Raw genomic sequence first — 20,179 nt, 5'->3', positions numbered from 1 at the left:
CCACATTTTCATAGCCGGCTATAACATAGCCGACTATGGAAATGATCGATGTTCTGGCGATCTGTGGGAGCACCCGTGAGGGTTCGCTCAACCGATCGCTGCTGCGGACCGCGCTCCGGTTGGCCGAGACCCCGTTGCGGGTGGAGGTGTGGGACGACCACGCCTCCATCCCCCGCCTGGACGCCACCCGCGAGCGCCCCTTCCCGTCGGCCGTGGCCGCCCTGCGCGACCGGGTGGCGGCGGCCGACGTCCTGCTGCTGGTCACCCCCGAGCTCAACCGTTCCGTCCCCGGTGAGATGAAGGACCTCGTCGACTGGCTGTCGATCCTCGCCCCTCCGCGTCCGCTGACCGGCAAGCCGGTGGCGCTGATGAGCGCTTCGCCGCACCGGTTCGGCGGCGCCTTCGCCCAACTGCAGCTCGGCGACCTGCTGCGGCGGGCCGGCGCGGAAGTGCTCTCGGACCTTGAGGTCGCCGTCGGCTCCGCCCACCTGTACCGGGATTTCGATGGGGGCCTGACGTCGGAGGAGATCCGGCGCGACATCGCCCGCCTGTGGGAGCGCGTTCTCACCCGCGTGGCGGCCTCCCGCCCGGCGGTGCCGGCGTGACGGCCGGGCGGGAGGTCGCCTCCGCGAGCGGGCCGCTCGGCTACGCCCTGGCGCAGGTCACCCGGGCCCACCGTGCCGAGCTGCAGCACCGGATGGCCGAGCTGGGCCTGCATCTGGGTCAGGAGCTGCTCATCGTGGACCTGCACCACAACCCCGGCACCACCCAGGCCGAACTCGTCCAGCGGATCGGCATGGAGCAGCCCACCATCGCCAAGGCGGTCACCCGCATGGAGCGGGCCGGGTTCGTCGAGCGGATCCCCGACCCCGGCGACCGCCGGGTGACCCGGATCCGGCTGACCGAACGCGGCGAGGCCGTGGTCGGCGCGATCGTGGACGCCTGGGAGCAGACCGACCGCAAGGCCGTGGCCGGGCTCTCCGGCGACGAGATCGCCCACCTCATCCGGCTGCTGAACTCCGTCCGCGACAACCTCGCCTGAACCACGGGAGAAAACCATGCAACTCGGACTCGCCGGAAAAGTCGTCCTGGTGACCGGCGCGAGCACGACCATCGGCAGGGCCACCGCCCTCGCCTTCGCCTTCGAGGGGGCACACGTCGCCGTCGGCTACCACACCAATCTGAAGGCCGCCGAGGAGACCGCCGCCGAGGCCGAGCGGCGCGGCGCCACCGCGATCACCTGGCGGCTCGACCTCGGCGACCCCGGCTCCCTGCACGCGGCGATCGACCAGGTCCGCGACCGGCTCGGGCCGATCAGCGTCCTGGTCAACAACGCCGTCCGCTGGCCGGACTGGCCCGAACCCGGTGAGCTGTTCGAGACCGCGCCCCCCGAGCGGTTCACCACCTCGGTCATCGCCAACCTCGTCGGCCCGTACCTCCTCGCCCGCGCCGCCGTCGCCGACATGCGGGAACACGGATGGGGCCGCGTCGTCCACGTCTCCACCGGCCTGGTCGAGGACGGCTTCCCTGGCAACGTCTCCTACGTCGCCGCCAAGGCGGGCCTGCACGGCCTGAACCGGGTGATGTCCAGGGAACTGGCCGCCGCGGGCATCCTCACCAACGTCGTCATGCCGGGCTTCACCCCCGGTGACCGGCCCATGCCGCAGGAGCTTCTCGACAAGGCCGCCGCCGCCGCGGCGACCGGGCGCGTCACCCACCCCGGGGACGTCGCCCGGATGATCGTCTTCCTGTGCTCGGCCGCCAACACCAACACCACCGGCGAGGCGATCAGGACCGACGGCCACTTCCTCTCCCCCGGCTGACCCGCCGCCCCGCAGGCGCTCGCCCCGGTACAGACCGGCACGTCACCGACCGGCCCGGCCGCCACGACCCTGATCGTCGCCCTCGGCCTGCTGCGCACGCCCGACCATCTGGTCGTCCTGATGGCCGCCGTGGTGCTCATCACGGCGCAGGGGTTCGCCATCAACCGGCTCGCCGGTCTGCCGTACCCCCTCTGGCGGCTCCCCTCGGCGGCCGCCGAGCCCTGACCGGCGCGACGGCGCCGGTGTGACCGCCGGGTCAGGCCGTCTCCCCCAGCAGGTGGTCCCAGTCGGACAGGAAGCGGCCCAGGCCGTAGCGGGCGAGGGCGGCGGCGCGGGCGGTCTCGCCCGTCCGCGCCGCCAGGACGGGGTCGGCGGCGAACACCTCCAGGGCGGCGACCAGGGTGGCGACGCGGGTGGAGATCACCCCGGCCCCGGCGGGCACGGCCTCGACGGCCTCGGTGCAGGCCGGCGCCACCACGGGCATGCCGAGCAGCATGGCCTCGATCAGCGACAGCCCCAGCGAGGTCCACCGGTAGGGGTGCAGGTAGACGCGACGCCGCGCGAGCTCGGCGTGCATCCGCCGCTGCGGCAGGTCCTCGAATGTCCCGTACGGCAGGCCGGTGACCTTCATCCCGAAGAGGTCCAGCGGCACGGCGGCGGCGAAGCGCGGGAGCAGGTCGGTGCCGGCGACGCGGGTACGGCGGACCGGCTCGTTGACCACGACCCCGGCGCGGGGCAGCTCCCCGGTGTAGCGGTGCCCGGGATCCACGACGCCGTGCTCGATGACCCGGGCAGGGGCCAGACCGGAGTCCCAGAACAGCTCGTTGAAGTGCGTCACGTGCACCAGCGGGATGTCGGAGCGGCCGGCGAGCGGGTGGCGGGTGCGCGGGACGTCCCCGGCGGGGGTGTTGTGCTCGACGTAGACGGCCGCCAGGTCGCGTCCCGGGCGGCGGCCGAGCCAGTGCTCGGCGAGTTCGAGCTCGTGGGGCCGCTGCAGGACGGCGACGTCGATCTCCTCGTCGCGGAGGCGGTCCCACGGCACCTCGCGGGCGTTCGGCGGCCAGGGGAAGGTGCGGGCCCGGCCGCGGCCGTCGGGGCCGCGGTCCGGGACGAGCGGAACCAGGTAGTCGTGGCCGCCCTGGACGAACGCGGTGGCCCACGATCCGTGCACGTGCCACAGCAGGATCTTCACGCCGGCTCCTCGGTGTCGGCCCGCGCGGTCGCGGCGGGAACGATGGACGCGGGGGAGGCGGGGGCGGTGGACTCAGAAGCGGCGGACGCGGGGGCGGTGGAGATGGGAGCGGTGGGCGCGAGGGCGGTGGACTCGGAGGCGGCGGGAACGGGGGCGGCGGGAACGGCCGGGGCGCCGGGGGACGCGGGGAGGTCCGGGAACGCCGGGGCGGGGCGCAGCGCCAGGTCCACGGCGACGGCGAGGTCGGCGGCGACCTCGGGAGCCGCCGCCACCTCCTCGGGCAGGGTGACCGGCGTCGGGACGAGGATGCCGCGCGCCCCGGCCGCGCGGGCGGCCTCCACGTCGCGTCCGATGTCGCCGACGACCACGCAGTCGCGGGCGTCGACGCCGAGAACGGCCGCCGCGTGCAGCACCAGCCCGGGGGCGGGTTTACGGCAGGCGCACCGGTCGTCCTCACCGTGGGGGCACACCGCCCAGACCGCGAACGGGCCGAGCAGTTCCTCCACGCGCCGGTTGACGTCCTCCAGCGCGTCCGGGCTGACGAGGCCCCTGGCCACCCCCGACTGGTTGGTCACCACCCCGACCGGGACCCCGGCCCGGCGCAGCCGGTCGAGCGCGCGGCGGGCGCCCGGCACCGGCCGCACCCGGCCGGGGTCGGCGTTGTAGGGGACGTCCTCGATGAGGGTCCCGTCCCGGTCGAAGAGCACCGCGGCCGGGCGGCGGGCGGGCGTGGGTTCACCCGGGCGGACGGATGCCGTCTCCGGACGGGCGGGCGGCGACGCTCCCGGGACGGGGGACGGCGCTTCCGGACCGAGGGACGGCGCTTCCAGGACGGGAGGCGGTGCTCCCGGGTGGGCGGGCGGCGGCGCTCCCGGGACGGGGGGCGGCGGTTCCGGGCGGGTGGGCAAGGGCACCTCCGAGCGGACGGACGGCGGCGGATCTCCGCCCGGGATCCGCCTGTCGGTGAACGGCGCCTCCGAGCGGACGGGCGGTACCTCCGGACGGGGTGGGCGACGTCGTCTCGGCGCGGGCGGGCTGCGCGTTCCCGGCGCCGTGGGCTCCCCGGAGGGCCGCCCGGGATGGTCTGCGATTTCCCTGCCCCGGGGCTCGCCAAACGGCTGCTTACCAGGACAAGACGCGGCTTGCGCTTCGTCTACCTTCTCTTCCCGGAAATCCGAGGTTTGGGAGGCGCTTCTCTCGGTAGTCGTGCGCGTACCTCAAAAAGGGGGCGGAATGCGATTTATCGTGATGAATCAGATCTCTCATGATCCTGCCGCCGCACCGGCCACCGGCGGACGCGCGGCCCCGACGGCTGCGAGGGCCCCGAAGGCTGCGAGGACCGCGACGGCCGGGAAGCCGTGTCCGGCCCGCCGGGCGGAGGTGCTCACCGCATGATCACCGTAGTGGTCCCGACCGTGGGCCGCCCCGGCCTGGCCGCGACGCTGGCCGCGCTCGACCCGGGCCCGGAGGTCATCGTCGTCGACGACCGGCCCGAGCACGTGCCCGACCCCCGTACCGACCTGGCCGACGCCGTGATGTGCGAGCTGCCGGGCCTGGCCGAGGCGCGCTCACCCGGCCGCGACGGCGAGGCGGGGCAGCCGATCCGGGTGGTGCGCTCGGGCGGACGAGGGCGGGCCGCCGCCCGCAACGCCGGCTGGCGGGCCGCGGACACCCCGTGGGTGGTGTTCCTCGACGAGGACGTGATCCCCGCCCCCGGCTGGGTGCGGGCGCTCCGCGCCGACCTGGCGGACCTCCCCGCCGACGTGGCCGGCAGCCAGGGCCGCGCCGAGGCACCGCCTGAGGCCGAACGACCTGGCGACGTGAGGCGCGGCACCGCCGGGCGGCCGGCCGGTGAGGGGCTCGACGCCGGGCGGGCGGTCGCCGGCTGGACCACCGCCGACATGGCCTACCGGCGGGAGGTGCTGGAGCGGACCGGCGGGTTCGACGAGCGCTTCTCCGGCGCCTTCCGGCAGGACGCCGATCTCGCGCTGCGGGTGACGGCGGCCGGTCACCGCCTGGTCAGGGGTGAGCGTGTCGCCCGGCACCCGTCCCGGCACGACGGGCCGTGGGCGGGTGTGCGCAGCCAGCGCGGCAACGCCGACGACGCGCTGATGCGCCGCCTGCACGGCCCGGCCTGGCGGACGGCCGTCGGCGGCGGGCCGGGAGGGCTGCGCCGCCACGCGCTGACGACGGGGCTGGGAGCGCTGGGCCTGCTGGCCGGCGGCCTGGCGGGCGGTGTCGCCGCACGCGGCGGGCCGCGCGCCGCCGGGGCGCTGCGCGGCGCCGCGGCGCTGGCCGGAGCGGGCTGGCTGGCGCTGACCGCGGAGTCCGCCTGGGCCCACATCGCCCCGGGGCCGCGTACCCGGCAGGACATACGGCAGACGCTGCTCACCAGCATGCTCATCCCGCCCGCCGCCTGCGCGCACCGGCTGCTGGGCGAGTGGCGGGCCCGCCGATGACGGCCGCCGCGGCGGGGCCGGGCCCGGTGCCCGGCCCCGCCGCCTGACCGGCTTCCGTCGCCGGCCGGGTCACCGGCGTCGGCGGTCGGGGTGGGGTCCGGCCCGCGCCGCCCGGCTTCCACCCGCCCGCCCGGCTTCCACCCGCCTGTCCGGCTTATACCGCCTGACCTGCGCGTTTGCTCGCCGTACCGGCGGGTAACCATCTTCATGATGGTCCTCAGCAGGGGCGCGGCCGAGGTGCCGCCCATGCCGTCTCACCTCCAGCTGGAGGTGACCTCGGCGTGCAACCTCCGCTGCCGGATGTGCCTGGTCCGCTACCGCCCCCCGGTCAACAAGATCGAGGGGGCGATGTCCCCGGAGCTGTTCCGCCGGATCCTCGACGCGCTGCCGGGACTGCGCCGGCTCACCCTGCAGGGTCTCGGCGAGCCGCTGCTCCACCCTCATCTGATCCCGATGCTGACGGAGGCGAAGCGGCGCGGCATCGAGGCCGGCTTCAACACCAACGCCACGCTGCTCACCGCCCGCCGCTCGGCGGAGCTGGTCGGGCTCGGGGTGGACTGGGTGCACGTCTCACTGGACGGGGCCACCGCGGGCACCTACGAGGCGATCCGGGAGGGCGGCCGGTTCGACGCGGTGGCGGACAACCTCCGGGGCCTGTGGCAGGCCAAGCGGGCGGCGGGCGCGCGGCTGCCGTGGACGCGCGTCGTGTTCGTCGCGATGCGCCGCAACCTCGGCGAGCTGCCCGACGTGGTGCGGCTGCTCGCCGGATGGGGCGTGGACGAGCTGCGCGTGCAGAACCTGGCGCACACGTTCGAGGACGCCGACGGCGGCTACGCGGAGATCCGCGCGTTCACCGAGGCCGAGTCGCTGTGGAACGGCGAGGACCGGTCCCGCGCGGCCGAGGTGTTCGCCGAGACGGAGACGGTGGCCGCGGAGCACGGCGTCCGCCTCCGGCTGCCCGGACTGGAGGAGCGCCCGGCGCGGCGGCGGCCGGGCGAGCCGGGCTGCTCATGGCCGTGGGAGGCGGCGTACGTCACCAGCGAGGGGGTGGTCCAGCCGTGCTGCATGGTCATGGGCGACGACCGGATCGCCCTGGGGGACCTGCGCAGCCAGTCCCTGGAGGAGATCTGGGCGGGCGAGCCCTACCGGGAGTTCCGCCGCCGGCTGACGGGCGACGACCCGCCCGAGGTCTGCCGCGGCTGCGCGCTCTACCGCGGCACCTTCTGAAGACGCGCTCCCCTCGCCCGAGTCACGCCCCCTCGCGAGCACGGATCTTCCGGGCCCCGGCCCCGAACCCGGACCCGAACTCGGCCCCGAACCCCGACCCGGACGCCGCCGACCGGCCCGGCCTCGCGTACGGTTCCGCCCACGCCGTCAGGCCCGCCCGCCGCCGACCGCCCCGGCGTACGGTTCCGCCGGCGCCGTCAGAGCCGGCCGTCGCCGTCCGGGCCGGAGCCGAGGCCGTGCACGGTGGTGACGTCGACGATCCCGGAGATGGACAGGACCGGGGCGATCAGGGGGTTGGCGACCAGCTCGATGTGCGGGGCGTGGTCGAACAGGACGGTCAGTCCGGCGCTGTCGAGGTAGTCCACCGCGGCGAGGTCGACGACGAGGCGGCCGTCGTCGGCGGCCCGGGTCAGGGCCGCGTCGAAGGTGCCGGCGTTGCTCATGTCGATCTCACCGGTGACGGTGAGGACCTGGGTACCGTCGGGCCGCCGCGAGGCGGCCATCGACAAGGGGGTGGTCATCGGGTGATCCTCGTGTGCATGTCGACGGTGGTGCCTGCGGCGCCGGGTTCGATGGTGACGTGATGCATCAGGGCGCGCATGAGGGCGACACCCCGGCCGCGGTGGGAGTTGGCCTCCGGCCGCGGGGTCTTCCACCGCCCGCTGTCGACCACGGTCAGGTGCAGGTCGCGGCCGGTGGCGACCGCCCGCAGCCGGATCGTGTCGCCCGGACTGTTGCGGTGGCCGTGCTCGATGGCGTTGGCGCAGGCCTCACCGGCCGCGACCAGGACGTTCTGGATCATCGAGGAGCTGAGCTCGCAGCGGTTCAGCCAGTCGCGCAGCGCCGTGCGCACCGGGGCGAGCTGGCCGGACTCGGCGGGGAAGGCCACTTCCAGCGGCGCGGGCTGGCGGTACAGGAGGAGCGCGACGTCGTCGCTGTACCCGCTGTCCGGCTTCATGCGGGTCATGACCTCGGTGGCGAGGTCCTCTATGGGGGTGGAACGGCCGTCCTGGACGGCGGCGCCGGCCTGGTCGATGCCGTCCGTGAGCGGGCGGCTGCGGCGCTCGACCAGGCCGTCGGTGTACAGCAGCAGGGTGGAGCGGGCCGGCATCGTGCAGGCCCCCTCGGGGCGCGCCCGGCCGGGGCGGGCGGCCAGCGGGGTGGAGCGGCCGTCCCGCAGCAGCCGGGTGGCGCCGTCGGGAAGGACCAGGATGCCCGGCGGATGCCCGGCGCTGGAGTAGGCGAGGTCGCCGGTGGCGGTGTCCAGGACGCCGCAGAAGACGGTGGTGTACCGGGCGCCGGGGACCTGCGCGGCGAACCGGTCGAGGGCGGTGAGCACCTGGGACGGGCCCGCCTCCTGCAGCAGAAGGGCGCGGCAGGCGCTGCGCAGCTGCCCCATGACGGCCGCGGCCTCAAGTCCCCGGCCCACGCAGTCCCCGACCACGATGCCGATGCGCTCGTCGGGCAGCGGCACGATGTCGTACCAGTCGCCGCCGACCTCCAGGGGCCGCCCGGCCGGTTCGTAGCGTACGGCGAAGCCGTCGGGCAGCCGGGACGGGCCGAGGATGGCCCGCTGCAGCGCCACCGCGGTCTCGCGCTGCCGGTCGAGCTGGTGGGCCCGGTGCAGGCCCTGACCGAGGTGGCCGGCCAGCAGCGCCAGCAGGGTCTGGTCCTCGGCGGTGAAGGGCCGGTTCTGGTCGAGGTCGATCCAGACGGCGAGCAGCCCGGCGGGATGCTCCAGGGTGACGCCCGCGCCGCCGGCCTCGCTCGCGGACGGGCGCAGCGGCGGCTGCTCGCGCAGGGCGCCGAGCGAGGCGCGCAGCTCCGGCGGCAGGGTCCGCCAGTCGGCTCCGGCGGCGGTGGAGGTCAGGGCGGGCCGGTCGTCACCGTCCCAGAGGGCGGCCAGCACCTGGCGGGCGTGCCAGACCTCCCGCAGCTCCTCCAGCGCCCCGCTCAGGGCGTCGGTCATGCTGCCGGCCTGCGACAGGCGGACGCTGAGGGCGGCCAGCGCGCTCTCGCGCTGCACGGCGTAGTGCTCGGCGGTGACGTCGCGGAGGGTGCCGACGACCCGGCGGCGGCCGGTGTCGGGATCGAGGACGTCGTTGAAGGTGACCGCCACCCACACCCGGTGCCCGTCACGGTGGGCGAGGGGTATCACGCCCCTGCCCCTCCCGACGTCCAGGAGCCGGGAGAAGACGTCGCCGACCAGCCGGTGTCCTTCGGGGTCGTCGATCTCCTCGGGCCACCACGGGTGGATCGGCCGGTACGGCAGGCCGTCGGCGTCGTAGCCGAGGATGTCGGTGAACGCCGAGTTGATCTCGATGACGGCGCCGTCCTCGTCGCAGACGAAGAACGCCTCCTGCAGGGAGTCGATCAGCGCGTTGCGCCACCGGGCGTGGTGGCCGCGCAGCCGCGCCAGCTCCACGTTGGCCCGCACCCGGGCCAGCAGCTCGGCCGCGGAGAAGGGCTTGACGAGGTAGTCGTCGGCGCCGGCCTCCAGGCCCTCGATGGACGCCTCCTGCCCGGCGCGGGCCGACAACAGCAGCACCGGCACGCCGGCGGTGCGCGGGTCGGCGCGCAGCGCGGCGACCAGCTGCAGGCCGTCCAGGCGCGGCATCATCACGTCGCTGACCACCAGGTCGGGCGGGTCGGCGCGGACGGCCTCCAGGGCGTCCTGGCCGTCGGTGACGACCGTGACGCGGTAGGCCGGGCGCAGCAGCCGGGTGAGGTAGTCGCGCATGTCGGCGTTGTCGTCGGCGATCAGCACCCGGGCCCGCCCGGCCCCGCCGTCCTCCGGCGCGGGAAGGCCCTCCGGGGTCTGCCCGGCGGCGCCGTCCCGCCCGGCCCCGGTGAGCTCCCCGGCGCTCCCGGTGTCCCGGGCGGGCGCGTCACCGGGCAGCCAGCGCAGGGCCTCCTCGACGAACGGGTCGGCGGTGGCGGAGACCGCCTCCGCCGCGCCGGCCGGGACGATGTTCCCGGGGGGCAGGTGCGCGGCGCCGAAGGGCAGGCGGACGGTGAACGTGGTGCCCTCGCCCTCCGTGCTCTCGGCGGTGATGGCGCCGCCGTGCAGCCCGACGAGCTCCCGCACCAGGGCCAGGCCGATGCCGCTGCCCTCGTTGGAGCGCGACCGTGCGCTCTCCACGCGGTGGAAGCGCTCGAACAGCCGCGGCAGCTCCTCCTCGGAGATCCCGACGCCGGTGTCGGCGACCGTGAGGACGGCGTGCTCGCCGTCGCCGCGCAGCGCGACCCGGATCGAGCCGTCGAAGGTGAACTTCAGCGCGTTGCTGAGGAGGTTCAGCACCACCTTCTCCCACATGCCCCGGTCGATGTGGACCGGCTCGGGGAGGGGCGGGCAGTCCACATCGAAGGCCAGCCCGGCCTTGTCGATCGCGGAGCGGAAGACGCTGGCCAGCTCGGCGGTGACGGCGGAGAGGTCCACCGGCTCGTAGCGGGCCTGCGTCCGCCCCGCCTCGATGCGGGAGAAGTCGAGCAGGGTGTTGACCAGTTTGCCGAGGCGCAGCCCGTTGCGGTGGACGACCTCGAGGTCCTCGCGCACCCGCGCGTCCGCGCCGGCCAGCGCGCCCCGCAGCTCCTGCACCGGCCCCATGATCAGGGTCAGCGGGGTGCGGAACTCGTGGCTGACGTTGGAGAAGAAGGCGGTCTTGACCCGGTCGAGCTCGGCCAGCTCCTCGGCCCGGCGCTGCTGGAGCTGGTAGGCGACCGCCGCGTTGACCAGGGCGGCGGTCTGCCGCGCGATCAGACCGAGGAACGACTCGTAGGCCTCGTCCAGGGCCCGGCCGGCGCCGGCCGCCAGCACGATCACCCCGATGTTCCGGCCGCCGGTCTCGCCGGCCAGCGGCAGCACCATGGCCTGCGTCGGCGGGGTCTGCCAGCCTCCGGCGGGCAGGGCGCCGAACCGCTCCGCCACGTCCGTCATCGTGACGGGCCGCCCGGTGTCCAGCACCTCCCGCAACGGCCAGTCCCCTGGCCCGTCCGCCAGGGGGAAGACCTCTGCGCCCTCGGGGCTCGTGGCGGTCAGCACCGGCTCGTCGTCGCCCGGCCGGCGCAGGTAGATCGCGGCGAACGGCACGTCACGGCCGGCCCGCTCCAGCACCCGGGCCACGAGCCGGCACGCCTCGGTGACGCTGCGGGCGTGGCCCGCCTGGGCGCCCAGGTCCTGCAGCACGGCCAGGCGGCGTCCGCCGATGACCTGCTCGGTGGTTTCGCTGACCGCGGCGAACACCCCGCGCACGGTGCCGTCGTCGTCGTGCAGCGGGCTGTAGGAGTAGGTCCAGTAGGTCTCCTCCCAGTAGCCGTGCCGGTTCATCGACAGCAGGAGGTCCTCCGACCAGGTCGCCTCCCCCGAGGCCATCACCGACCGCAGCATCGGCCCGATGGTGGGCCAGATCTCCTCCCACACCTCCTCGCCCGTCTTGGCCAGGGCGGGATGCTTCGATCCCAGCAGCGGGAGGTAGGCGTCGTTGTAGAGGAAGCGCAGCTCCTCCCCCCACCAGACGATCATGGGGAAGCGCGAGGTCAGGCAGATCCGGCAGGCGGTGCGCAGGCTCGTGGGCCAGGTGTCCGGCTCGCCCATGGAGATCGAGGACCACGGGTAGGCGCGCATCCGCCGGGCCATCTCACTGGTTCCGGGGAACATCAGTTCCGCCGATCCGGAGCGCTCCAACCCGCTCATCGCCCGCCTTCCTCAACGCGCCGGCCGGTAAGTCTCCAGTTCAACGATTACGTAGGATAGGGCAAACCACTATGGGGGCATTAACGTTGCCCCTGGCCCCGCCAGCGCCCACCCGACCGCAGTCCCCTCTTCAGGAGTCATGGTGCACAACGGTCTGACCGTCACCCTCCGGTCTCATCCCGCCGGCCCTCGCCTGCTGGTCGTGACGGGTGACCTGGACCATCACACCAGCCCTGGCCTGCGGGACACCGTGGAGGAGCTCCCCCTGGAGGCCGGGTCCGGCGTGGTGGTCGACCTGTCGGCCCTGACGTTCTGCGACTCCACCGGCATCGCCGTGCTCATCGCGGCCCATCAGCGCGCCCAGGCGGCCGGGGCCTCCCTGGCGCTGGCCGGCATCGACCCCGACATCGCCCGCGTCTTCCGCATCATGGGCCTGGACCGGTTGCTGTCCTTCTACGACACCGCCGAGGACGCGGTGCGGGCCCTGTCGGCCTGACCTCCGCCGGCCCGGGGCACGGCGGCGAGCGCCAGGACCGCCAGGTCGTCGCGCAGCCCCTCGCCCCACCGGTTCAGGGCGTCGGCCATCAGGACCTCGACGAGCCGGTCGGCCGGCCGGTCACCCGGTCCGGGCGGAAGGTGGGCGGCCAGCGTGGCGGCGAGGTCGTCGGGCTGGCGCTGGCGGTGGGAGGCGCCGCCCTCGACGAAGCCGTCGGTGTAGAGCACGAGGCTGTCGCCGGGACGCAGGTCCAGTGATTGCGCGGGGTAGTGCGCCCCGTCGAACAGGCCCAGCGCCGGGCCGTAGCCGTCCAGTGCCTCCATGACCATGGCGACGGCGCCGTCGGCGCGCCGCAGGATCGGGGAGGGGTGCCCGGCGCAGGCCAGCCGTACCCGGACGGGTTCGGCGGAGCAGTCCACGACGGCGTAGGCGAGCGTGCAGAACGGGCTGTTCTCGCGCCGCAGGGCGCGGTGGACCAGCGGCAGCACGTGGCCGGGGTCGGCGTCCTGCTGGGCGGCGGCCCACAGTGTGTGGCGGACCAGGCCGGTGACGGCGGCCGCGGCCGGTCCCTTGCCGCACACGTCTCCCAGCGCGACGGCCCAGCGGTCGCCGGGCAGCGGGAAGGCGTCGTAGAAGTCGCCGCCGATCTGCAGACCGTCGCCGTACGGGCGGTAGCGGGCGGCCAGCTCGACGCCGGGCGGCTCGGGCAGCCGCGGCGGCAGCAGGGGGCGCTGCAGCGCGTCGGCGGTGGCGCTCAGCCGTTCCAGCAGCCGGTCGCGGTGCACGGCGACGGCGATCTGGTCGGCGATCCCGGCGAGTGCCCGCACGCCGGTGTCCGGCAGGCGGTGGCGGGCCAGGACGGCGAGGACGCCCATCACCTGCCCCTGGGTGACCAGCGGGTAGCCGGCGAACGCGGTCAGCGACTCGCGCCGCACCCAGTCCTGCTCCTCCACGTGCGGGTCGCCGATCGCCTCGGAGGTCACGTACGGTCGGCGCGCGGCGGCGATCCGGCCGATCGTCGACTCCCCCAGCGAGACGCGGGCGCACCGGTCGTCCAGGACGACGCCGCGTACGGCGTCGGCCGACAGGAGCAGCGTGCCTGTCTGCGGGTCGAGGATCCACACGGCGGCCACGGCGCCGTCCAGGTGACCGGCGAGGGCCTGGACGCACCGCCGCAGCCGCTGCTCCAGCGGCTCGTCGGCGGTGACGGCCGCGGCGACCTCCCCGCTGAGCAGGGCCTGGCCGGTGCGTTCGGCCAGGGCCCGCCGTGCCTGGACGGCCTCGGTGACGTCCTCTGCCAGGACGAGGATCTGCTCGGCGCCCCCGGGGTCGGTCACCGGCTGGGGACTGAGCCGCAGCACCTGCTCGGCGCCGTCGCCGGTGACACGGGTGAAGACCGGATCGGCTCCGGACGGGTCGGTCCCGGGCGCGTGGGCTCCGGCGAGGCCGGTCCCGGACGCGTCGGCGGGCGGGCCGCCGAGGTAGACCCGCAGGCGCTCCCGGGCCTCGGCGGGGAACCACCCGTCCAGGGGGCGGCCGATGGAGCCGGGCTCCTCCAGCCCGAACAGGCCGGCGGCCCGGCGGTTCCACGCCACCAGCCGCAGGCCGGGATCGAGCAGGAGGGCGCCGGTCAGCGCCTGGCCGAGTATCGCGCCGAGCAGGTGCCGTCCCGGCTGCCGGGGAGTGGGACCGCCGGAGGCCAGGGACTCCTGCATGGCGGCCTGGGTGGCGGCGTAGGCGCGCTCGCGGTCGACCTGCTCCATCAGCCGGCGGGCGAGGCCCGGCAGGTCGCCGAGCCTGTCATGCGGCAGCGCGCAGACGAGCCGGGCCGGGGCCAGCAGCGGCAGCGCCGCGGCCCGCTCCTGGTTGCGGGGCGTCGTCAGCACGACGACGGCCAGGTCGCGGGGTCGGGCCGCAGGGCGTGCACCAGGCCGACCGGGGCGGGCAGCTCCGCGCCGAGCACCACCAGGGTCGGGCGGCGCCCGCCGGGCGGACCGTCCGCGCCCAGCAGATCGAGGGCCTGCCCGGCGGAGACGCTCACCACCTCGACGCCGGCCTCGGCCAGGCCGGACAGGCGCGCCTCGGCCTCGGCTCCGGCCCGCACCAGCAGGACGCGCCGCCGCCCGAACGGATCGGACAGACCGAACGGACCGGACGTATCGGACGGCTCAGACGACCCAGGCGCCCCGGACGGACCGGGCGATCCCGGGGACGGCGATTCGGAAGGCATCGGTTCAGGGGACGGCGGTCCGGGGGGAGTCGCGGGCGGCACCGTCACCCCTCCAGCAGGGGCTCGTCCAGCAGCGCCCGGCCGACCCAGACGCGCAGCACGTCGGTGATCGGGGACATCACGTGCGCGGCGCGGGCGTCGCGCAGGTGCCGGTGCAGGACGGAGCCGTCGGAGTATCCCGCCCCGCCGACGAGCGTCAGGGCGTCGTTGACGACGGCCTCGGCGGCCTCGGCGACCTCCGCCTTGGCCGAGCACAGCGCCGACAGGGCGTCGGGGCCACCGGTCTCGCCCTCGGCCGCGGCGTGGTAGATCAGCCGCCGGGTCCGTTCGACGACGGCCCACATCTTCCCCAGCCGGTGCTGGACCAGCGGCTGGGCGGCCAGGCTCCGGCCGCTGTGGGCGTGCCTGCGGCGCAGCAGGTGGGTGCGGGCCTCCCGCAGCGCGGCCTCGGCGACGCCCAGGTAGGTGCCGGCCATGGCCGTCAGGAAGTAGGGGGCGACGACGTTGAAGACGTACCAGATCTCGTCGCCCTCCTCCCCCAGCAGGTCTGCCCAGGGGATCTCGGCGTCCTCCAGCAGCGCGCCCCGCGAGGCGTTGCCGCGCATGCCGAGCCCGTGCCAGGGCGGCCCCCAGCTCAGCCCCGGGGTTCCGGCGTCGACGACCACGCAGGAGAACCGGCCGGGGACGGCCCCCGGTCCGGCCGCCGCCGCCGACATCACGTAGGAGTCGGCGTGGCCGCCGTTGGTGACGAAGCTCTTGGTGCCGCTCAGCCGCAGCCGGTCGCCGTCCGCCCGCTCCATCCGGGTCTGCGGGAGCCAGAACTCCGCTCCCGTACCGGGTTCCGACAGCGCCAGCGTGGTCAGGTGCCGTCCGGCGGCGATCGCGGCCAGGCGGTCGTGCTGCCCGGACCGGTCGGCCTTGGCGGCGATCACGGCCGAGCCCACCAGGTGCATGCCGAAGCAGATCGACGTCGAGGCGCAGACCTGGCCGGTGATCTCGCCGACCTGGGCGACGGCGAGCAGGCCGTGGCCCATCCCGCCGAACCGCTCGGGCACCACCAGCCCGCCGAGCCGGGACCGCAGCGCGGCCATGCCCTCTTCGGGCCAGCGTCCCTCGACGTCCGCCGTGGCGGCCTGCTCCGCCAGGACATCGCGGGCCACCTCGCGGGCGGCCGTGAGCGCGGCACCCAGTTCGATCCGCGTCATTGCCGCTCCTGTGATGACCCCGTCGGCCCCGGTGCCGACGTTCTCCGCCGCTTACGGATGTCAAGATAGTTGACGTCGGGCGCGGGCGCACAACGGTGTGTCTCCCGCCCGGTCGACCGCCCGTCCTCCTCTTGTGCGGCCCTCGATGCCGCTGCTCCAGGTGAAAGCCATGAACCCCGCTTTGAAACCGGAGAAGTCGATGCTCCCCCACCGTTCCCGCTCACGGCGGCCGGGCGACCGGCAACCGTCCGCCGATCCCCTGCTGCTCACCCTCACCGAGCAGGTCGGCGCCGCGTGCGCCGGGCTCGCCGTCCAGGCCCCGGCCTCCCGGCTGCGCTCCCTGGCCGACCTGCGCGCCGCCCTCGACGAGGTGGCCGACGAGGCGCTGCGCCAGGCGATGCGCCAGGCCCGGGGCGAGGGCTGGTCGCTGCGCCGCATCGCCGCGCACGCCGGGTGCTCCCACGAACAGGTCCGCCAGATGCTCCAGGACGGGCCGCGCTGAGCGCCGCCCGGCTCCCCGGCACGCAGAACGGCCCCGGGCGCGGGGATGTCGCGCCCGGGGCCGTCACGCGATGGCCGCCGGGGACCGGAGCCGGGGCTCAGGAGCCGGCGGTCGGGGTGGGGGTCGGCGTCTCGCTGGGCAGCGGGGCCGGCGTGTCCGAGGACGTCGGGCTCGGGGTGGTCGGCGCGGTGGGCGTGCCGCCGTTCGTGGGGGTCGGGGACGGGGTCTGCGGCTGGGTGGGGCAGGGCTTGGGAGCCCGCCACTTGCCCGCGCCGGGCCAGCCCTGCCGCGGGGACCACCAGGCGCCGCGCTTGCCCTTGCCCGGCTGCGACAGGTCGTAGACGTAGGCGGCCGTGGCCTCCTGCGCCTGCCGCAGCGCGGTCAGGGTCACCCAGTCGCCCTGCCTGACCTCTCCGTTCCCGCGCCTGCCCGCCACGACGCGGGTGTCGTCGACGAGCGTGTACGCCTGCTCGAAGCCGTCGCGGCTGCGCACGGTGATCGAGCCCTCGTCCACGGCGGTCACCTTGCCCGTCTGGGCGAACACCGTGACGAACGCGCAGGGGTCCTTCGTCCCCAGTACGAACTCGCCGTGCGCCGTGTCGGCGAACTGCAGGGGGTGCACGGCGGGCAGCTCGGTCGCGGTGGGGGTCGGCGTGGGGGTCACGGTCTCGGTGGGCGTCTCGGTCACGGTCTCCGTGGGGACCGGGGTCGTCGCGGGCGTCCCGTCGGCCGTACCCGTCGGGGTGGGGGTCGGCGGCGGCACGGGCGTCGCCGCCGACGCCGCCGTCACCCCGATGCCGCCCGACGCCAGCAGCACCGCGGTCGCCGCGACGGCCAGCGCCCGGCGTGGCCCGCCCGCCCCGGCCGGGCCCCGCTCGTTCAACGTGTCACGGTTGGTCGATGTCACCATGTCCTCCCGTCTACGGTGTCCGGTTGAGCGCCCGCGGAGCCGGCGAGGCGCGCCTCACCCACCCCGGGATGACGATCACGGCAACCAGCCGCAATGATCTCCTAACGGGCATTCCGCCCACTTCCCGCTTCCGCCCGCCCCATGCGGCCGCCCCGCCGGGCGGCCTTCACGGGCCGCCGCTCCCCGCCAGCTCAACCCGCGGATCCGCGGGACCGAAAAAATCCGCCGCGGGCCGTACGGCGAGCCGCGCGCCCGCCGTACGGCCCACTGGTGGCCGTCAGTGGTGGCAGCCGGCCGCCTCCGCGGCGCCGTACCGGTCGTGGTGGCTGAACTCGTTGACGTACTTCTGCCGGCCGAGCGGCGTCAGGTCCAGGTAGTTGTAGGTGCCGAGCAGCAGGTCGAGGCCGCGACCGTAGGAGGAGTAGGTGTGCAGCACCGCACCGTCCCCGGCCTCGTCCCCGTCGGCGCGGACGAAGACGCTCACGCCGTGGGCCTCGCCCTTCATGAAGGAGGTCAGACCGCGCCGCTCCAGAGCCTCGCGGTCGTAGTAGTTGTACTCGACCGGGGCGACGGCCTCGTCGTTGGTCACGTGGAAGTCGTAGTTGAAGTCGCCGCCGTGGGAGGAGTACCACGGCACCTCCCAGCCCATCCGCTCGCGGAACGGCTCGATCTTCGGGTACGGCGCGCGGGAGACCAGGACCAGCGTGGTGTCCGCCCCGTGCAGGTGCGCCAGGTGGCCGATGTTGTCGGTCAGGAACGAGCAGCTCGTGCAGCCCTCGTCCCAGGCGGGGTCGAACATGAAGTGGTAGACGATGAGCTGGCGGCGGCCCTCGAACAGGTCGGCCAGGCCCACCTCGCCGGACGGCCCCTGGAAGCGGTAGTCCTTGTCCACCGTGACCGCCGGCAGCTCCCGCCGCCGGGCTCGGACGGCGTCCAGCACCCGGAACGCCTCCTTCTCCTGCTCCAGCAGCCTCCTGCGGGCGACCAGCCACTCTTCTCGCGACACGACCGGGTTGCTCATCGCGCTGCCCCTTCGATATGGGTTTTCCGGGATCAGGGCGAGTTTCCCGGAAGCCGGCGCGCGTTTCCAGGGGACACGAAGATCCGTCACCCCTATCCGGTGGCGGGGTCCGTGGGCCGCGACGCGCGGGCGGATCACGGAGGGGCGCCGGCCCTTTTCGGTCCCGGCGGAACCGCCTGCGACCGGCCCCGGCCCGTCCCGGAGCGGCCGGGGCGGGCCGGGAGGCGCGGCTCAGCCGCGCTCGGGCACGGCCATCTCCCCCAGGAGGGACCAGTCGTCCTGCGGGACCGTGGTGTTGACGATCCGGGGAGTCTCGGCGAGGTGCGGCGGCAGCGTCTCCTGGGCCTTCCTGAAGTGCTCCGACCCCACGTGGGCCGCCCCGGCGTCGTCGTCGCGGAACGCCTCGACCAGGACGTACTCGGTCGGGTCCTCGACGCTGCGGGACCAGTCGAACCACAGGCAGCCCGGCTCGGACCGGGTGGCCCGGGTGAACTCGGCGGTTATCTCGGGCCACCGGTCGGCGTGCTCGGGCAGCACCCGGAACTTCGCGGTAATGAAGATCATTGTTCTCCTCCAACGACGGGCGGGTACGGACCGCCCTGGTCCGCCCCGCTCCAGACCCCAAGTCTGGCCGATCGCCCGCGGACCGGGCCAACGCGGCGGGCCGGGCACGGACGGCTCATGGCGTGATCTGCAATATCCGTGTCATTGACGCCATGAACGCCCGCGACCAGCATGGGAGCCGTGAACCGACGCGTCGTGATCGTCCTCTTCGACGGCTTCCAACTGCTCGATCTGGCCGGACCGGCCGATGTTTTCGCGACGGCGAACCTCCTCGTCCCCGTGGGCGGCTACCGCCTGGAGGTGGCCGCCGTCCGAGCCGGAACGGTGACCGCGGGCAACGGGATGACGGTCACGGCCGGCACCGCGCTCGGCGAGGTCACCGGGCCGGTCGACACGCTCCTCGTCGTGGGCGGCCTGTCCGCCGCCGGGCACGCGGACGACCGGGAGCTCGTCGGGGAGATCTCCCGGGTGGCCCGCTCCGCCCGCCGGACCGCCTCGGTCTGCACGGGCGCCTTCCTGCTGGCCGAGGCCGGACTGCTGGACGGCAGACGGGCCACCACCCACTGGCTGGCCGTCGAGGAGCTGGCCGCCCGGTACGGCAGGGTCGAGGTGGACGCCGACTCCGTCTACGTCGGAGACGGGGACGTGTGGACCTCGGCCGGGGTCCTCGCCGGGGTGGACCTCGCCCTGGCGCTGGTGGCGGGGGACCACGGCCACGCGCTCGCCAAGGACGTGGCGTGCGGGCTGGTGGCGTATCTGCACCGGCCCGGTGGACAGAGCCAGTTCAGCACGCCGATGCGCGCCCTCACCCCGCGCAGCGAACCGCTCAGGGAACTCCAGGCGTTCATCGACGCCAACCCCGCGGAGGACCTGAGCGTTCCGGCCCTCGCCAGGCGCGCGGGCATGAGCGAGCGCCACTTCTCCCGGGTCTTCACCGGGCAGGTGGGGATCTCCCCGGGCCGCTACGTGGAGCGCAGCCGCGCCGACGCCGCGCGGCGGCTGCTGGAGACGACCGGGCACCCCCTGGACAGGGTGGCCAGGGAGTCCGGGCTCGGCACACCCGAGACCCTCTACCGGACCTTCCGCCGCCACTGGCGGATCTCACCCGGCGACCACCGTCGCCGGTTTCACACGAAGGAGAGCTGAGAGTGCACATCGCGGTCCCCCTCTATCCCCGCTTCACCGCCCTCGACGTGGTCGGGCCGTACACCGTGATGGCTTTCGCCCCCGGTTTCACCGTCACCTTCGTCGCGGCCTCCCCCGGGCCGGTGCCGGACGACCGCGGCGGGTCAGGGCTGACGGCCACCGCTTCCTACGCCGACCTGCCGCACCCCGACGTGATCATCGTGCCCGGCGGCCCGGGGACGGTCGAGGCCCTGTCCGACCGCGAGCTGGTCGGCTGGATCGGCCGGGCCCACGAGCGCACCCGGTGGACCGCCTCGGTCTGCAGCGGCTCGTTCCTGCTGGGTGCCGCGGGCCTGCTGGCCGGCCGTAGGGCGACCTCGCACTGGGGGTGGCTGGACCGGCTCGCGGCCTTCGGGGCGGAACCGGTGAGCGAGCGGGTGGTCGTGGACGGCAGGATCGTGACCGCGGCCGGCGTCTCGGCCGGCATCGACATGGCCCTGACGCTGCTGGCCCGGCTGAGCGACGCGGAGACGGCGCGGGCCGTGCAGCTCGCGATCGAGTACGACCCGGATCCGCCGTTCGACTCCGGCTCCGCAGGCGGCGCCCCGGCGGACCTGCGGGAGCGGGCACTCGGCCTCATCGCCTGACCGGCCCCGGCCCGCGGAGGACACGCCCGTTCCCCGCCTCTCCGCGGCCCGGTTCGGCCTGGCGGGCGGCCGCGGCGGCCGGGAT

The 20,179-nt window shown here is 75.0% G+C and carries 19 protein-coding genes; 9 read left to right on the top strand and 10 right to left on the bottom strand.

What is annotated here, in order from left to right; genetic code table 11:
• Positions 1-35 precede the first annotated feature (35 nt).
• The 3 genes from ACQP10_RS13305 to ACQP10_RS13295 are packed head-to-tail and all read left to right on the top strand — an operon-like array spanning position 36 to position 1,823.
• Positions 36-605: an NAD(P)H-dependent oxidoreductase gene (locus ACQP10_RS13305; protein ID WP_346020170.1), complete on the top strand. Its 570-nt coding sequence runs from the start codon at positions 36-38 to the stop codon at positions 603-605.
• Complete coding sequence (locus tag ACQP10_RS13300) at positions 602-1,042, top strand: MarR family winged helix-turn-helix transcriptional regulator (protein ID WP_346020171.1); 441 nt, start codon at positions 602-604, stop codon at positions 1,040-1,042. The genes ACQP10_RS13305 and ACQP10_RS13300 overlap by 4 nt, the downstream gene beginning before the upstream one ends.
• A 16-nt stretch (positions 1,043-1,058) precedes the next feature.
• Positions 1,059-1,823 (top strand): SDR family NAD(P)-dependent oxidoreductase, encoded by a 765-nt coding sequence (locus tag ACQP10_RS13295; RefSeq protein WP_433541449.1) that lies wholly within the window; start codon positions 1,059-1,061, stop codon positions 1,821-1,823.
• A 256-nt stretch (positions 1,824-2,079) separates the two neighbouring features.
• Here the strand turns inward: ACQP10_RS13295 and ACQP10_RS13290 are convergent, their stop codons facing one another.
• A complete protein-coding gene (locus ACQP10_RS13290; protein ID WP_346020173.1) occupies positions 2,080-3,015 on the bottom strand; it encodes a glycosyltransferase in 936 nt (311 codons plus the stop codon).
• Positions 3,012-3,722 (bottom strand): D-glycero-alpha-D-manno-heptose-1,7-bisphosphate 7-phosphatase, encoded by a 711-nt coding sequence (locus ACQP10_RS13285; RefSeq protein WP_433541448.1) that lies wholly within the window; start codon positions 3,720-3,722, stop codon positions 3,012-3,014. Before ACQP10_RS13285 ends, ACQP10_RS13290 begins: the two co-directional genes overlap by 4 nt.
• Before the next feature lie 684 nt (positions 3,723-4,406).
• Between ACQP10_RS13285 and ACQP10_RS13280 the strand changes: the two genes are divergently transcribed.
• On the top strand, positions 4,407-5,474 hold the full coding sequence (locus ACQP10_RS13280) for a glycosyltransferase family 2 protein (RefSeq protein WP_433541447.1): 1,068 nt from the start codon (positions 4,407-4,409) through the stop codon (positions 5,472-5,474).
• Between the two features lie 246 nt (positions 5,475-5,720).
• Positions 5,721-6,701 (top strand): SPASM domain-containing protein, encoded by a 981-nt coding sequence (locus tag ACQP10_RS13275; RefSeq protein WP_433541446.1) that lies wholly within the window; start codon positions 5,721-5,723, stop codon positions 6,699-6,701.
• Between the two features lie 197 nt (positions 6,702-6,898).
• Here the strand turns inward: ACQP10_RS13275 and ACQP10_RS13270 are convergent, their stop codons facing one another.
• Together ACQP10_RS13270 and ACQP10_RS13265 are read right to left on the bottom strand one after the other, a co-directional pair.
• On the bottom strand, positions 6,899-7,222 hold the full coding sequence (locus ACQP10_RS13270; protein ID WP_399500567.1) for an STAS domain-containing protein: 324 nt from the start codon (positions 7,220-7,222) through the stop codon (positions 6,899-6,901).
• Positions 7,219-11,394 carry a SpoIIE family protein phosphatase gene (locus ACQP10_RS13265; protein WP_433541445.1) on the bottom strand — a complete coding sequence of 1,392 codons (4,176 nt, stop codon included), beginning with the start codon at positions 11,392-11,394 and terminating at the stop codon, positions 7,219-7,221. Before ACQP10_RS13265 ends, ACQP10_RS13270 begins: the two co-directional genes overlap by 4 nt.
• Before the next feature lie 139 nt (positions 11,395-11,533).
• Between ACQP10_RS13265 and ACQP10_RS13260 the strand changes: the two genes are divergently transcribed.
• Complete coding sequence (locus tag ACQP10_RS13260) at positions 11,534-11,890, top strand: STAS domain-containing protein (protein ID WP_389994533.1); 357 nt, start codon at positions 11,534-11,536, stop codon at positions 11,888-11,890.
• Here the strand turns inward: ACQP10_RS13260 and ACQP10_RS13255 are convergent.
• The 3 genes from ACQP10_RS13255 to ACQP10_RS13245 form a co-directional block, all read right to left on the bottom strand.
• Entirely contained in the window at positions 11,848-13,776 is a 1,929-nt protein-coding gene (locus ACQP10_RS13255) for a SpoIIE family protein phosphatase (protein WP_433541444.1), read from the bottom strand. The two genes, ACQP10_RS13260 and ACQP10_RS13255, sit on opposite strands and share 43 nt — an antisense overlap.
• Positions 13,770-13,994 (bottom strand): hypothetical protein, encoded by a 225-nt coding sequence (locus ACQP10_RS13250; protein ID WP_433541443.1) that lies wholly within the window; start codon positions 13,992-13,994, stop codon positions 13,770-13,772. Before ACQP10_RS13250 ends, ACQP10_RS13255 begins: the two co-directional genes overlap by 7 nt.
• Before the next feature lie 170 nt (positions 13,995-14,164).
• Positions 14,165-15,325: an acyl-CoA dehydrogenase family protein gene (locus tag ACQP10_RS13245; RefSeq protein ID WP_399500570.1), complete on the bottom strand. Its 1,161-nt coding sequence runs from the start codon at positions 15,323-15,325 to the stop codon at positions 14,165-14,167.
• A 169-nt stretch (positions 15,326-15,494) separates the two neighbouring features.
• Here ACQP10_RS13245 and ACQP10_RS13240 point away from each other — a divergent pair, with 169 nt between their 5' ends.
• A complete protein-coding gene (locus tag ACQP10_RS13240; protein WP_346020182.1) occupies positions 15,495-15,827 on the top strand; it encodes a hypothetical protein in 333 nt (110 codons plus the stop codon).
• A gap of 97 nt (positions 15,828-15,924) precedes the next feature.
• Here ACQP10_RS13240 and ACQP10_RS13235 read toward each other — a convergent pair whose 3' ends face one another.
• From ACQP10_RS13235 to ACQP10_RS13225, 3 genes are all read right to left on the bottom strand, one after another.
• Positions 15,925-16,737: a hypothetical protein gene (locus ACQP10_RS13235; protein WP_433541442.1), complete on the bottom strand. Its 813-nt coding sequence runs from the start codon at positions 16,735-16,737 to the stop codon at positions 15,925-15,927.
• A 277-nt stretch (positions 16,738-17,014) separates the two neighbouring features.
• The gene (locus ACQP10_RS13230; protein WP_399500572.1) at positions 17,015-17,758 is read right to left on the bottom strand and encodes a DUF899 domain-containing protein; all 744 of its coding nucleotides are present in this window, start codon (positions 17,756-17,758) and stop codon (positions 17,015-17,017) included.
• A 231-nt stretch (positions 17,759-17,989) separates the two neighbouring features.
• Positions 17,990-18,322 carry a putative quinol monooxygenase gene (locus ACQP10_RS13225; protein ID WP_179818258.1) on the bottom strand — a complete coding sequence of 111 codons (333 nt, stop codon included), beginning with the start codon at positions 18,320-18,322 and terminating at the stop codon, positions 17,990-17,992.
• A gap of 171 nt (positions 18,323-18,493) precedes the next feature.
• Between ACQP10_RS13225 and ACQP10_RS13220 the strand changes: the two genes are divergently transcribed.
• Together ACQP10_RS13220 and ACQP10_RS13215 are read left to right on the top strand one after the other, a co-directional pair.
• Positions 18,494-19,468, top strand: coding sequence for a GlxA family transcriptional regulator (locus ACQP10_RS13220; RefSeq protein ID WP_346020185.1), 975 nt, complete (start codon positions 18,494-18,496; stop codon positions 19,466-19,468).
• Positions 19,469-19,470: 2 nt separating this feature from the next.
• Positions 19,471-20,094, top strand: a complete 624-nt coding sequence (locus ACQP10_RS13215) for a DJ-1/PfpI family protein (protein ID WP_346020186.1) — start codon at positions 19,471-19,473, stop codon at positions 20,092-20,094.
• The last annotated feature ends 85 nt before the right edge of the window (positions 20,095-20,179 follow it).

It is taken from the genome of Streptosporangium sandarakinum, from assembly GCF_050942225.1.
In the GTDB taxonomy this organism is placed as follows: Bacteria; Actinomycetota; Actinomycetes; order Streptosporangiales; family Streptosporangiaceae; genus Streptosporangium; species Streptosporangium nondiastaticum.
The sequence above is the reverse complement of the archived record's forward strand: the minus strand, read 5'-3'. Positions and strand labels throughout refer to the sequence as shown.